The organism is Bradyrhizobium sp. sBnM-33 (genome assembly GCF_032917945.1).
Taxonomy (GTDB): domain Bacteria; phylum Pseudomonadota; class Alphaproteobacteria; order Rhizobiales; family Xanthobacteraceae; genus Bradyrhizobium.
Genome location: NZ_CP136624.1, coordinates 4,742,947 through 4,756,198, shown reverse-complemented (window position 1 = coordinate 4,756,198; position 13,252 = coordinate 4,742,947). Strand labels below are relative to the sequence as shown.

Below are 13,252 nucleotides of genomic sequence, written 5' to 3'. Positions count from 1 at the left end.
AGCTCGGCGGCGCGAGGCGAACGCGCATCGGCCGAACGGCGAACCGGGCAACCGCACCAGGTTCGCACCAGAAACGACCTCGATAAAGCACAACGAACGCGATCGAAATCGAACGATAACTCAGTAAAATTAACGAAGCCGAACGATATTCTGCCGCTCATAACGGCCTGGTTGCAGGTTCGAGTCCTGCCGGGCCCACCACGAAATCAATTACTTATCAGGTGTTCATTTCGCCGGGTCTCTTGTGGCCCGAATGCGCTCCGGAGAGTTATCAAGCCCTCGACGGCCATGGCATGTGCTCCTATCAACATCGTTGCGACCGACGCAAGGACGATCACCCGAAGGGACAGCGTCGTCATTACTTCCTGAACAGCCTGGCCGGATCGAACCCCGTGTCCGATACGAACCCGTCTCGGTTGGGCATCTCACTTTCGGCAGGCTGTCGCGATCGAGTTTGCCATCGGGCGGCACGATGCCGTTCAGGCTCAGGATTTAGGCCGCGACTAGGTGTCGTCGTTGCTGAGTGAGCCCGGCGCCTGGTAAGGCATCGCCCGGTGAATGTAATCGAACCAGGTCGTGGATAGAGCTATAGCTGCCCACGGTCTTCACCGGCGCGTTCGATATGAGCGTGCCCTGTCCGCCGGCCAGGCGGTCCTTGATGCCACCAATACCATTGTCGCCGTGACACGCGGACACAGTTCGCTTCACGGACCACGGTCCCACAACATCGGCCTGCCCGCTCCTGGCCGTCGCCTGGCACCAATCGCTGGACAAATTCCCGTAGCTCAGGAGACGTGCCGCGTTCTGCGTTGTTTGCCGCAAACAGCAGCAACGTAAGCTCGTTAGCCAAAAAGTATTCCGAGCTCATCGATGCTGCGATTCGATCACCTCTCGATCCCCACGCGATTGTCTTGATTCGACCGGATGGCTACGTCGCATGCGTAGCAAACGCCGATGATATCGATGCCGTTGGTGATTATTTGGAGTCGATCAACGTCCGTGCGAGCGTGGTTGACGCGCTGGAAGCCGTGGCACGAGGACCGGCAACAGCGTGCGTCCGACCGTCTCGTCCGCCGTCATCGGCGCGCGCCACGAGGCCCAGCTTCGCGACAAAATCCGCGCGGTCGACTGATCGCTGGACCCTGCGCTCATCGCAGCACTCAGCCGCGCGTGCGACGTGATGCCGGCCTATCCCTATTATCCCTATTATCGCTACCGCACCCAGCAAGTTTTTGTGCGGCTCAACCCGTCGTTGGTGTGTGGCCGACTAGACCGCCTTTGTCAGCGCACCATCGATGATCAGGTTGGTACCGGAGATACGGCTCGCGATTGGGCTGGCGACGAAGACCACTCCTACGGCCACTTCTTCCGCAGTCCCCATCCGGCCGGTCGGGTTCAAGCCCATCGCCATCTTGTAGAGCTCGGGCGAGCCATGCTCGATGTTCTGCCAGATGCCACCCTCGAAATAGGTGTTGCCTGGTGACACCGCGTTGACTCGGATTCCTTTCGCGGCCAACTGGTTGCTCAATCCCTTGGCGTAGTGGATCAGCGCCGCCTTGAAGGCACCGTACGAGCCGGCGGCGAAATCGACCTCGAACCCGGAGACGCTGGAGACGATGACGATCGATGGCGTGTTTGATTTTTCCATATAAGGAAGGGTTGCCACCACCGCATGAACCGTGTGCATCATGTCGGTGCGGAACGACGCCTCCCAGGTGTCCGCGGTGTCGCCGACCGCGAGTGCACTGACGTTGCACACCAGGATATCGGCGCCGCCGAGTTCAGCCGCCGCGCCATCGACCACCCATTGCTTCAATGCGGCGGGGTCGGCGACATCAGTCGGCTTGCCCCAGGCCTTGACGCCCTTGCCCTTCAACGCCGTGACCACACTGTCGATCTGTTCCGGCTGCCGCGCGCAGATGGCGACATTGGCGCCTTCGGCTGCAAGCAGATCCGCGATTGACGGCCGCTCCCCTTGCTGCCACCCGTCACCAGGGCGTTCTTACCTTTCAGTCCCAGATCCACGGTTCATTCCTCGGTTGAGATGCCACACTATCCGTTCGCTCGATCGATGTCTTCGTATTGCTCGTCAATCCGCAGCCTTCGTGATCAACGCGCGGTAGCTATGCGGCATCCGCATCGCGACCAGATCTTTCCGGCGCACGACATTGGTCGGATAGACTGTATCGAGATTGGTCGTGTCCATCGTGGCTGTCGCCGTACCTTCGACATCGGGCGCGATGGCCTCACGGCGCGGAAACTCGAAGGTATCGGGCCCGAACACGCCGCTCAAGCCGGGGTATCCTTCTTCGGGATTGAACACGTTCGAGAACGCGAAATATAAATTATTCTCGCCGGCGCGAACCCGGAAGTGATGCCAATGATAGGGATCGGCGCCGGTTGGGATCGGATGGTCCTGCGGCACCAGAGATCCCGGATGCGGCGAGCTGAAACGCTCCTTCACCGCGGCCGGGCAGGCTATGAGGTCGCATCCCTCAAGCGCGAGGATCCGGCCGGCTTCGGGAAATGACGCGTCGTGACCGATCAGAAGCCCGATGCGTCCGACCGGCGTGTCGGCCACGACCCAAGCGTCGCCGGGGCTCGCCCAGTTGCGCTCGGCGTCCGTCAGATGGATCTTGCGATAGACCGCGACGAGGCCTTCGGGCCCGATCAGGCAGGCGCTGTTGTAAATCGCACCACCGTCACGCTCGGCAAGGCCAACGACAATTTGCATGTTCAGCTCCGCCGCCAGTCGGCATAGCCGATCAGTGACCGGCCCCGGAATGGGCTGCGCCCGCGCGCCGGTCTCGACGAGTCCGCTCACCGCAAGCTCTGGAAACACGACCAGATCAGATCCGTTCTGAAGTTTTGCCTGTCGCGCGAGGGAAGCAATGCTGGCGAGATTTACTTCGACGTCGCCGCCGGGCTGCATCTGCGCGACCGTAATCTGCGAAATCCGCCCCGGAGGCCACGGTCTGTGGCCGTACAGCTTGAAGAAGTCACGCGGATTCCAGCTGAACGTATCGGAGAGCAGCCCGGCATAGAGTTCGGGGCGACGCTGGACGAACACGGCCTCGCCGCCGACACGCCGCGCGCGTGTCGCGTCGAGGTCCATGTCGGCGACCGCAAAGCCGTCGCCGCCGTCGGTTCCGAAATATAGGGGTGCGACTTGCGGTGCCGACCGATGACGCCGTCGGGCCCGATCAGCACCGCGCAGTTGAAATGGATGCCGTCGCTGTCGATCTCCGGCATGCCGATAACGATGTAGCAATCATGCCTGCGCGCGAGCGCGGTGAAACGGTCCGTGGTCGGCCCCGGAACCGTCTCGACGAACGGCGCGACCTCGGCCCGATCGAACCAGCAGTAACCCGTGGTGCCCATCTCCGGGGTGACGATAAGCCGGGCGCCAGCCAGCGCCGCGGCCTCGCAGAGTTCGATCAGCCGCGCGATGTTGCGCTCCTTCTCGAACATGGTCGGCTCGAACTGGACGGTGGCGACCTTGTGCACGCGCGACATCACGGGCTCGCCCTTCAGACCAAAAACGACTTCTTGATCGAGGCGCCCATCGTGTATTTTGGATCCACCATGTTGCCGAGCCGGACGCGGCCGGCCTGCGTCAGCAGCATGTAAGCGTCGATTTCCTCAAAACCGTAGTCGGCCGCCATCCAGCGGCACAGCTCGCGATAGGCGATGCGCGCGGCATCCTCCATCGGCCGTGCCGAGCCGATCGTCATGATAAAGTCTTTGGTCTCCAGCCGCGGCCAGGCGATGCTCCAGCCCTTGATCAGGTCGACCTGGACCGTAGTCACGGTCGGATGCTCGATCGCGACGCCGCAAAGTTCGCCGTCGCCCTGTGCGGCATGGCAATCGCCGAGATAGAGTAGCGCGCCCTTGGTGTTAACAGGCAGATAGACCACCGCGCCGACGCCGACGTCGGGCAGGTCCATGTTGCCACCGTAATAATCCGGCACCAGCGACGAGATCGCCTCAATCTCCGGCGAGGTACCGATGGTGCCGATGAAGGGTTCATAAGGCAACGTGATCTTATCATTCCATTTGGTGCCGTGCTCGAGCGTGATCTCGAGCTTCTTGACCCGCTCGGGCAAGGCCGGATTGAGCAGCGCGGTCTGGCCGGTGCCGACCAGGCCGCCGAATTCCGGCATCACGACGGTGGTACCACGCGGTTGCGGGCCCCGCGGCACGATGCTCTCGATGTAGACCGCAAGCGTATCGCCCTTCTCGGCGCCGTTAACCCAGATCGGCCCGTTCTGCGGATTGAGGAAGGGGAAGTTGAGAATTTTCGTCGGACTGTCGGTCTCGTGCTTGATCGCACCGTCGAACGCATCGTGGGTCTCGGCGGAGATCACCGCGCCGGGATCGATGGTGAGGACCGGCTTGACGTAGGGACCGTAGACATAATGGTACTTGCCCTGATCGGCTTCGGTGATCATGTGATGAATGCCAGGTTTGCCTTTGGCGACGCCCTTGCTTGCCATGATCGAATTGTCTTGCCAGGCCATCGATGTTCTCTTTCTCTGCTGTTAGCGACGTGGAACGGCTTCAAACCGCGAGGTGGCGGCGCATTTCCGCCTGGTTGTCGAGCGCGGCGTGATCGAGGCTCGCGACGATGCGGCCCTTGTCCATGACGTAGCATCGCTGCGCCATGGCGCGGATCATGTCGAGGTTCTGCTCGACCAGGATGATAGTTACGCCGGTTGCACGGTTGAGTTCGACCATGTTGCGGGCGATGTCCTGGACGATGTTGGGCTGGATGCCTTCCGATGGCTCGTCGAGCAAAATGAGGTTGGGATCTGATATCAGCACACGCCCGATCGCGAGCTGCTGCTGCTGGCCGCCGGACAGGGTACCGGCGCGCTGGCTCCAGCGCTCGGCCAGGATCGGAAAGGCGTCCAAGATGCGCTTTTTGGTGGATCGAGGAATCTCGCCCTTGATCGCGGCGCCGACCACGATGTTCTCGGCGACCGTCAGGCGCGGAAATACGTCGCGGCCCTGCGGCACGTAGCCCATGCCGAGCCGCGCACGCTTGTGCGACGGCAACAGCTCTACTGCTTCACCGCGATAGACGATCGATCCGCTCATCGCCGGCACCAAGCCAATGAGGCTTTTCATCAAGGTGGACTTGCCGACGCCGTTGCGGCCAATCACGGCGACGATCTCGCCTTCCCGCACCTCGATCTCAAGGCCCTGCAGCACCGGCTTGCCGCCATAGCCCGCGCGCAAACCCAGCGTCGAGAGGATCACTTCGTTGCGCGACTTCACGGACACAGGCTCCCTACACATGGGCCTGCCCCAGATAGATGGCAGCGACGCGCTCGTCGGCGACGATCTGTTCGATCGAGCCTTGCGCGAACACTTGGCCGAGATGCAGCACAGTGACCCGCTGCGCAACTTGGCGCACAAAGGCCATATCGTGCTCGATCGCTAACACGGTCATGCCGTCTACATTGAGCCGCTGAACCATCTCGCCGGTCTGGTGCGTCTCTTCCGGCGACATGCCTGCGGTCGGCTCGTCGAGCAGCAACAGCCGCGGCTTCAGGCCGACCGCCATGCCGATCTCGAGCCACTGCTTCTGCCCGTGACTGAGATTGCCTGCAGTCTGCGCTTGGTCGGCTTCAAGGTTGAGGAACGTCAGCAGTCGGTCGATTTCGCGCGCAAGCTCGACGCCATGGTGCTGCCGCTGCAAAGCAATTTCGAGGTTTTGACGGACCGACAGGCCCTTGAACACGCCCGGCACCTGGAATTTGACCGAGAGCCCGCGGTGAATGCGCGCAAAGGATTTCAGAGCAGTGATGTTCTCGCCGGCGAACAAAATATTGCCGCTGCCGGGGTGGTGCTCGCCGAGTATCAACCGGAACAGCGTGCTCTTGCCGGCGCCGTTCGGGCCGATCAGGCAATGGATTTCACCGGCTTCGAGTTCGAGGTCGACCGAATTGGTGAGGTGCAGGCCGCCGAAATGCTTGTTCAGACCGCGCAATTCGAGCAGCGCCATCAGACGCCTCCCTTGCCGCGGTGTACGACGAGCCGAGAGAGAAGATTCATGGCGCCGAGCACGAGCCCGTTCGGCGCGATCAGCACGGTCAGCACCAGCAGCACGCCCATGAAGACCAGCGCGTACTGGCTGCCATAGATGGTCAGCGCCTGAAAGGCCGCGAGCACCACCAGCGTGCCGATCACAGTCGAAGTTAGATCGCTGCGGCCACCGACCGCGACCCAGATCAACGGCAGGGCCGCAGCGGTCATGCCCATGCTCGACGGCGTGATGTATTGCCCCCACACCGTGTAGAGTACGCCGGAAAGACCCGCGAGCCCGGCCCCGATCACAAAGGTGATGAGCTGATACTTGCGGACGTCGTAGCCCAGCATTTCCGCGCGTTCCGGATTCTCCCTGATCGCGACGATGACATTTCCGAAACTCGAATTCATTAGGATACGCAGGCCGAGATAGACCAGCACCAGGAGCCCAAGCACGAAATAATAGAGCCCGATATCGGCAAAAAGCACGATGTCGCCGCCGGGCCACGGAATCGTTAGCGGCGACATCGCGCTCATCCCGTTGAAACCGTTGAGGCGCGCCACGCCAACGCGCCATTCGGGGCCCGCAGTCTGGGCCATAAAGCGCTCCAGCATCAAGGTCACCGCCAGCGTGACGATGCCGAGGAAGACGCCCGCGATACGGCCGAAGAACATGAAATAGCCGAGCAGCAAAGCGAACAGCGCCGCGATGACGACCGCCAGCACCAGCGCGACCAGGGTGAAGCCGTAGGCGGCACCGAAATTGAGGGTGAGGATGCCGTAGCTGTAGCCAGCGATGCCGAAGAACGCGGTCTGGCCGAACGAGAGCGAGCCGCCATAGCCCCAGATCAGGCACAAGCTGAGCGCGATGAATACCCAGACGAAGAAATACACGGTATTGCCGACGGTGTAGCCGTCGCTGAACAGCGGATAGGCGCACGCGATCGCGAGCACGATGGCGAAGATGATCCAGAACGCCGGGCCGCGGCCGATCGTCTGCAGACCTTCGAGGCGGCGGAGGAAACCAGGCAATCCGTTCACTGCAGCGGATCCTTCAGGTTCGTTCGCGCAGCAGGAATCCGGAAATGCCCTTCGGCAGTATCCGGACGACGATGATCACAGCCACCAAGAGACCGATCTGGCCGACAATTGTCCCTGCCACGACGTCATCACCGACTTCACTACCGCAAGAACCGCGCCGGCGGGTGCCGTCCCAAGGAACACGTCGGCGCCGCCGATCACGACGGTGACAAAGGCTTCCATGATGAAGGTGGCGCCCATAGTCGGCACCAATGTCATGGTCGGCGCATAAAGACCGCCGGCAAGGCCGGCGAGCCCGGCGCCGCAGGCAAAAGTGAGGCTGTAGATTAATCGGGTGTCGACGCCGAGTGCGGCCGCCATGTGCGGCACCTGGATAGTGGCGCGGGCGAGCACGCCAAAGCGGGTCCAGTTGAACAGCGCATAGAGGCCGCCGAGCACGCCGAGCGCGGAGGCGAACAGCACGAGGCGGTAGATCGAATAGGAATACGCGCCGACCTGAAAGCTGCCGAACGGGGTTCCGACGCCGGCCATGGTCGAGCCTACCATGATCAAGGTGCCCTGGGTCGCAATCAGGCTAAGGCCCCAGGTAGCGACGATCGTGTCGAGGGGACGGTCATAGAGATGGCGGATCACCACGAGCTCAACCAGCGCGCCGACCAGGGCCGCTACGATAGCGCCGGATAGGATCGCCAGCGGCAGCGGCAGCCCGGCATGAGCGGTGGAAGCCGTCACATAGGCGCCGCACATGATGAACTCGCCATGTGCGAGATTAATCACGCCCATCATGCCGAAGATCACCGCCAGCCCGCATGCCGACAGCACCAGGAAAGCGAAAGCATCGCCGAATTGATAGAGCGCCGAGAAGGCGAGTGTCGCGATGTCCATGAACCGACCGGATGATGGGGATGCAGGCTACGATACTTCAATAGTTAAAGTGACCATCGCCCCGGCGGCCATGAGTACCCACCGGGCCGACGCCGACGCCACGGTCAGGGTTTCGGCGGCGGGTTTGACGGCGTGTACTGTGCCATCGGATCCTTCTTGGTTAGGTCGCAGCCCGCATCACCCAGCCAATACGGCTTGATGTCCTCCCAGACTTTCGGGAACGAGATCGAGTGATCGGCACCGACCTTGGCGAGATAGATGGTGTGCGACATGTGCTGGCTCTTCGGATCGATGCAGACCTTGCCTTCCGGGGCATCCATGCAGACGTCGCCGGCCGCGATCACCTTGCGAATGTCTTCCCGCTTGGTCGACTTCGCCCGTTCCACCATCTGCTTGTAAAGGTAGACCGCGAGATAGGAATTCTCGGCTTCCTGATTCACATAGGGCTCGCTCGGGAACTTGGCCTTGAACTTGGCGAAGAACGCCTTGCTGGTCGGGGAGTCGATCTCCTCGATGTAGTTGGTGGTGACGTACATGTCCTTCAGGCTCGGCGGCTTGAAGCGCTTGTGCTCATATCCCTGCCCGACATTGACCGAGGAGGCCATCGGCAGATTGACGTTGGCGGATGCCGCTTGTTCATAATAGGAGGCCTGCGCGGTGCCGACCAAGAGCGTCACCACGAAATCCGGTTTTGCTTTCTGAATGTTCTGGATACTTTGGGAGAACTGCGACACGCCGAGCGGGATGAACTCCTCGCCGGCCATCTTGCCGCCGTTCTCCTTGACGATCTTGCGCACCCATTCCGCCGAGATCTGGCCGAAATTGTAGTCGGCGGCGAGCGTGTAGACATTCTTGCCGTATTTCTCCATCATGTAGGGAATTAGCGTGGAAAACTGCTGCTCCGGCACCGCGCCAGTGACGATCATGTGGCCGTCACAGACGCCGCCTTCATACTGATTGTTGTAGAACGCAAAGCCGTTGAATTGATCGACGATCGGGCGATAGGCTTCGCGCGAAGCGGACGAAAAGCCGGCGAACACCACGTCGACCTTGTCACGCTGCAGCACCCGGCGCATGAATTCCTGATAGCGGGTGTTGTCGGACTGGGTCGTAAGTAACGAGCTCGATCGGACGGCCGGCGATGCCGCCAGCCTTGTTGATCTCCTCGGTCGCAAGCTGGATCGCGTGCACCTTGCCAATGGTGGCCGCCGCGAAATCGCCGGATTGATCCTCCAGTACCCCGAGCTTGATGGGGTCTGCCGCAAACGCCGCACCTGCCGCGAGGACAAGCGTCCCCGTGAGGGCTACGGCGCGCAGCCCCCGCAATACACTTCTGGTCATGTCGGTGTCTCCTACATCGCTTGCTTGGTTCCGCCTCTCAGCGTGATGCTGTTCGCGCGGCCGGGAATGTCGGGCGAATCGACCCGTCTGCTTAGAAACCCCTCGCAGTAAAGTTCCAGATTCTGCCGCGCGCGCATGCTCTCGCGGCGAAGCTGGGAATAGGCGCCCTCTTCATCGAGACCGTCCTGCTTCATCAAGAAGATCACCGCGCGGATCACGGCACGGCGGCCACGGCGGCGACCTTCGAGATCCTGAAGACGGGCATACATGTTGTTACGCAGCAGGAACTGATTGATGCCCATGAAAAGCGAGGTGTAAACGGCGCCGCCATGCACCGGCTTGCGCAGGAAGGAGGTGGCGCCAAAGTTGACCAGTGCCTTGAGCCGGCTCGGCGCCTCAACGCCGACCAAACCGATCACCGGCACTGGCGGCAGGCGCGAGACCGGATTGACGTCGATCGCAACCGCGCCTTCGAGGTCGCCGTCGACGAACAGGATGTCACGTTCGGCCTGAAGACTGCCGATATCGATCTGGGCGCGGCCGCCGACAATTTCCGGGTATTCGCAGGAGACGCCGAGCTTAGCGAGCGTCGTTTCGAGCGTGGTCTCCCTTCCGCCGCGCGCCGTAATCACCAAAGCGCGGCCATCTTTGAAATTCTGGAGCAGTCGGGATGTCATGATTGCACCACTCTGAGCACGGGGGAGCGCATTGTGACCGCGAAACGCGGTGACGACTGGACGAGATAGGGATCGGGAGCGACGGGGCTGCGCGCTTCCAGCAGCACTTCGAATTGCCCGTTGGCGGCCGAGCGGCCGATGCGCGGCGTCAGCCAGGCGTGATGGGTCTGTGGATCAATACGCACCTCACCCTGCGGCGCCAGTAGCCGCTGGTTCGCGACCGCAGCGCGCACGGGGCGGGCGTCGTCGGTGCCGGCCTGTTCCAGCGACGCGGCCAGCAGCTTGACCGCGATGTAGGAAGCTTCCGCATCGGCGGACGATACCGGCCCGTCAGGAAACGCCTTGGTGTAGGTTTCGATAAAGGCCGCATTCGGCGGCGAATTCAGGGACGAGAAATAGACGCTGGAACTGAGATGCCCATCGATGGCCCCGCCGCCGATTTCGGCCAGTTCCGGTTCCGACAGCGTGCAGCTCGCCACCGGAATATCATTGGCCTGATCGATGCCGCGCACTTTGCAGGCAGCGCGGAACGCACGGAAGAACGCGTATGCGCTGGTACCGATCAGATTGTTGAAGACGAAATCGGGACGCTGGTCGAGGATCGCCGATATCACCTGGTCGAACTCGGTGTCGCCCACCGACAGATACCGCTCCGCGATCACGCTGCCGCCGCGCGCGGTCAGTGCCTCGCGGAAGATGCGGTTGTTCTCCCAGGCCCAGATGTAGTTGGAGCCGACGCAAAAGGCCCGGTCGCCGACCCTCGATGCGAGGTAGTCGACCAGTGGCAGAACATGCTGATTGGGCGACGCGCCGGTATAGATCACATTGTCGGAGCTTTCGAAGCCCTCGTAGTGCGACGGATACCACAATAGCCCATCGAACTTCTCGAAGCACGGAATGACCTCCTTGCGGCTCGAGGAGGTATAGCAGCCGACCACCTGCCGGATGCCTGCGCCGAGCAGTTCGAGGCTGAGCGCACGGTAACGCGCGAGATCGCCCGACGGGTTGACCACGACCGGCTCCAGAACAACCGGGCCGGCGGCCTCGGCATTTTCACGGAACGCCAGCATCGCGCCGTTCAGCATCGAGCGCGCGACGACGCTGTAAGGCCCCGTCGTCGAAAACATCACGCCGATACGATACTGCTTCCGCACCAATCACCCGATCAAAAAACAAAAAGCGCCCGCCGGCTGTGAAGCCGAGGGCGCCCTCGCCACCAACTGGACACGCTCGAACCTGAAGCGCGGTGTTGGAAATGGTTTGAACTTATCGCGTTAAAGGGCAGCTTTGCCCAACGCTTGTACGTTAGGCTCCCTTAGAACGACCATGCTGTCAAGCATGATGTTGTGGCTGCGATTGCATCAATTCATGACTTGCTGCAGAAAAACTATGCAAGCGCGGCGAGCCGCCGCAACCGTTCGCGCAAGTGTTCTATTTGTCCAACATCTGTATAAGGACCGCGTTGTAGCGCTGGGGCCGGTTGTCCCGTTTGACGGTGACTCCGGCCCAGTCCTTTTCTGTCACGGTGCCCAGGTCATTCTTGTCGTGACGCCTGTACACGCGGGCACCGACGTCGAATAACCTCGACTGGGAGCCCGTCATTCATTTCCGCCGTTTCTGTGCGGTTTCATTTGGGTGCGATCAACCTAGCCGCTCAGCGCGGCGATGCCATGACGCGTGAAACGCGCTCACAGCTACGCACATGCCGATCGGGCGCTCATTCGGCGAATTAGCGACAGTTGCCAGTGTCCGCTTCGCGGCCAGAAGTGGTCAATCGGAATCATTGAGCCCTGATTCTCAGTGATTTCTTATTGCGTTCGTGGACGACGCGAAAACGGAACGCTGACCTCGGCCAGTTTAACCGCGTCCTCGTCCCGGTCGATCGCGACATATTGCCCGTGCCAATAAGCCAGCGCCGCAGAGCGGGTCGAGAGTTGCAGATCCAGCACCCGCCCAATCAGAATGGCATGGGAATGCCGCTCGATGATTTCCTCCACCTCACAATCGATCGCGGCCAGTGCGCCAGCCAGCAACGGCACGCCCGAAGCGCGCGTCGTCCACTCGGCGCCAGTAAACCGCTCCAAGCCCTTGAGTCCGTCCTTGCCGGCAAACCGCTCGGCGACGTCGATCTGATCTGACGTCAGGATATTGACGCCGAAGAAACCGTACCGCTGCAGCAGCGGCCAAGAGGACGCCTGCCGGTTGACGCTGACGATCAGCGCCGGCGGATCGACCGACAGCGACGACACCGAGGTCACCGTCATCCCCGAAATGTCCTTGCCGCGCCCGGCCGTGATGACGCTCACGCCGCCCGTCAACTGGCGCATGGCGCCGCGAAAATCGTGTTCGGAAACCCGGCGATCGATCGCGATATGGCGGACAACGGAGTTCATGATGGCCTCACAGGTCGGAACTGTCCTCGGCGCCTTGCAGCAGGTTCTTCAGGATCGAGCCTTCCAGCGCAGCAAGTTCCGCAGAACCCCGGCGCCTCGGACGCGGGATATCGACATCGATATCGTGGGCGATGCGGCCGTCCTCGATCACCAGAACGCGGTCGGCCAGTGCGACGGCCTCGGCGACGTCATGCGTCACCAGGATCGCCGTGAAGGCCTGATCGTGCCAGACCTGCTCCAGCAGCCGCTGCATCGAGATGCGCGTCAGGGCATCCAGCGCGCCGAGCGGCTCGTCAAAGGCCAGCACGCGCGGACGGCTGACCAAGGCCCGCGCCAGCGCCGCGCGCTGTTTTTGTCCGCCGGAGAGAACCGCCGGCCATTGCTCCCGTTTTTCGGTAAGGCCGACCTGCACCAGCGCGCTCTCGGCGCGGGCCTGCGCGTCCGGTGAGGTTCGCTCGCGGCCGAGACCGACCTCGACATTCGACAGCACCCGGGCCCAGGGCAGCAACCGCGGCTCCTGAAACATCACGCGGACGTCTTCCGCGCGCGTTTCCTCGCCGAAGTCAATGGTGCCCGCCGTGACGGTTTCGAGGCCCGCGATCAGCCGCAGCAGCGTGCTCTTGCCGCAACCGCTGCGGCCGACGATGGCGACGAACTGGCCCGCCGGTATGTGCAGGTCGATGCCGCGCAGCACCTCATTATCACCGAACGATTTGCGCAAACCGCGGATCGTCAGCGATAGCCCGCGCAACAGGGCGTCCGCATCACGCCGCAACAGCCGCGCCGGCCTGACAAAGCCGGAGCGCTTCAAGGCTTCGGCATCGACGGGGCGAAAACGAAGAGCTTCCTGCATTTCAATCCTCAATGTTTCTGCCTCGAGGT

The 13,252-nt window shown here is 62.0% G+C and carries 8 protein-coding genes and 5 pseudogenes; all 13 read right to left on the bottom strand.

Going from position 1 to position 13,252, the window contains the following annotated elements:
• Window positions 1-358 precede the first annotated feature (358 nt).
• Window positions 359-693: pseudogene (locus RX328_RS22070) on the bottom strand (c-type cytochrome); the annotation flags it as partial.
• 574 nt (window positions 694-1,267) lie between these two features.
• Window positions 1,268-2,025 (bottom strand): annotated as a pseudogene (locus RX328_RS22065) (SDR family NAD(P)-dependent oxidoreductase).
• Window positions 2,026-2,089: 64 nt separating this feature from the next.
• Window positions 2,090-3,516: pseudogene (locus RX328_RS22060) on the bottom strand (nitrilase-related carbon-nitrogen hydrolase).
• Window positions 3,517-3,530: 14 nt separating this feature from the next.
• A complete protein-coding gene (locus RX328_RS22055) occupies window positions 3,531-4,520 on the bottom strand; it encodes an acetamidase/formamidase family protein (RefSeq protein WP_213253990.1) in 990 nt (329 codons plus the stop codon).
• Window positions 4,521-4,560: 40 nt separating this feature from the next.
• Window positions 4,561-5,280 (bottom strand): ABC transporter ATP-binding protein, encoded by a 720-nt coding sequence (locus tag RX328_RS22050; protein ID WP_409410875.1) that lies wholly within the window; start codon window positions 5,278-5,280, stop codon window positions 4,561-4,563.
• A gap of 13 nt (window positions 5,281-5,293) precedes the next feature.
• Complete coding sequence (locus RX328_RS22045; RefSeq protein WP_213253988.1) at window positions 5,294-6,010, bottom strand: ABC transporter ATP-binding protein; 717 nt, start codon at window positions 6,008-6,010, stop codon at window positions 5,294-5,296.
• Window positions 6,010-7,074, bottom strand: a complete 1,065-nt coding sequence (locus RX328_RS22040) for a branched-chain amino acid ABC transporter permease (protein ID WP_213253987.1) — start codon at window positions 7,072-7,074, stop codon at window positions 6,010-6,012. Before RX328_RS22040 ends, RX328_RS22045 begins: the two co-directional genes overlap by 1 nt.
• Before the next feature lie 13 nt (window positions 7,075-7,087).
• Window positions 7,088-7,959: pseudogene (locus RX328_RS22035) on the bottom strand (ABC transporter permease subunit).
• A gap of 104 nt (window positions 7,960-8,063) precedes the next feature.
• Window positions 8,064-9,300 (bottom strand): annotated as a pseudogene (locus RX328_RS22030) (urea ABC transporter substrate-binding protein).
• An 11-nt stretch (window positions 9,301-9,311) separates the two neighbouring features.
• Window positions 9,312-9,977, bottom strand: a complete 666-nt coding sequence (locus RX328_RS22025) for an ANTAR domain-containing response regulator (protein ID WP_213253986.1) — start codon at window positions 9,975-9,977, stop codon at window positions 9,312-9,314.
• A complete protein-coding gene (locus RX328_RS22020) occupies window positions 9,974-11,104 on the bottom strand; it encodes a transporter substrate-binding domain-containing protein (RefSeq protein ID WP_410734067.1) in 1,131 nt (376 codons plus the stop codon). Before RX328_RS22020 ends, RX328_RS22025 begins: the two co-directional genes overlap by 4 nt.
• A gap of 681 nt (window positions 11,105-11,785) precedes the next feature.
• Window positions 11,786-12,370: a flavin reductase family protein gene (locus RX328_RS22015; protein ID WP_213253984.1), complete on the bottom strand. Its 585-nt coding sequence runs from the start codon at window positions 12,368-12,370 to the stop codon at window positions 11,786-11,788.
• Window positions 12,371-12,377: 7 nt separating this feature from the next.
• Window positions 12,378-13,223 (bottom strand): ATP-binding cassette domain-containing protein, encoded by an 846-nt coding sequence (locus tag RX328_RS22010; RefSeq protein ID WP_213253983.1) that lies wholly within the window; start codon window positions 13,221-13,223, stop codon window positions 12,378-12,380.
• Between the last annotated feature and the right edge of the window lie 29 nt (window positions 13,224-13,252).

Bases quoted from the DNA above. Each gene is read 5' to 3' on its own strand.
- RX328_RS22055 (WP_213253990.1), bottom strand. From the start codon at position 4,520: ATGGCCTGGCAAGACAATTCGATCATGGCAAGCAAGGGCGTCGCCAAA.
- RX328_RS22045 (WP_213253988.1), bottom strand. From the start codon at position 6,010: ATGGCGCTGCTCGAATTGCGCGGTCTGAACAAGCATTTCGGCGGCCTG.
- RX328_RS22025 (WP_213253986.1), bottom strand. From the start codon at position 9,977: ATGACATCCCGACTGCTCCAGAATTTCAAAGATGGCCGCGCTTTGGTG.
- RX328_RS22020 (WP_410734067.1), bottom strand. From the start codon at position 11,104: ATGTTTTCGACGACGGGGCCTTACAGCGTCGTCGCGCGCTCGATGCTG.
- RX328_RS22015 (WP_213253984.1), bottom strand. From the start codon at position 12,370: ATGAACTCCGTTGTCCGCCATATCGCGATCGATCGCCGGGTTTCCGAA.
- RX328_RS22010 (WP_213253983.1), bottom strand. From the start codon at position 13,223: ATGCAGGAAGCTCTTCGTTTTCGCCCCGTCGATGCCGAAGCCTTGAAG.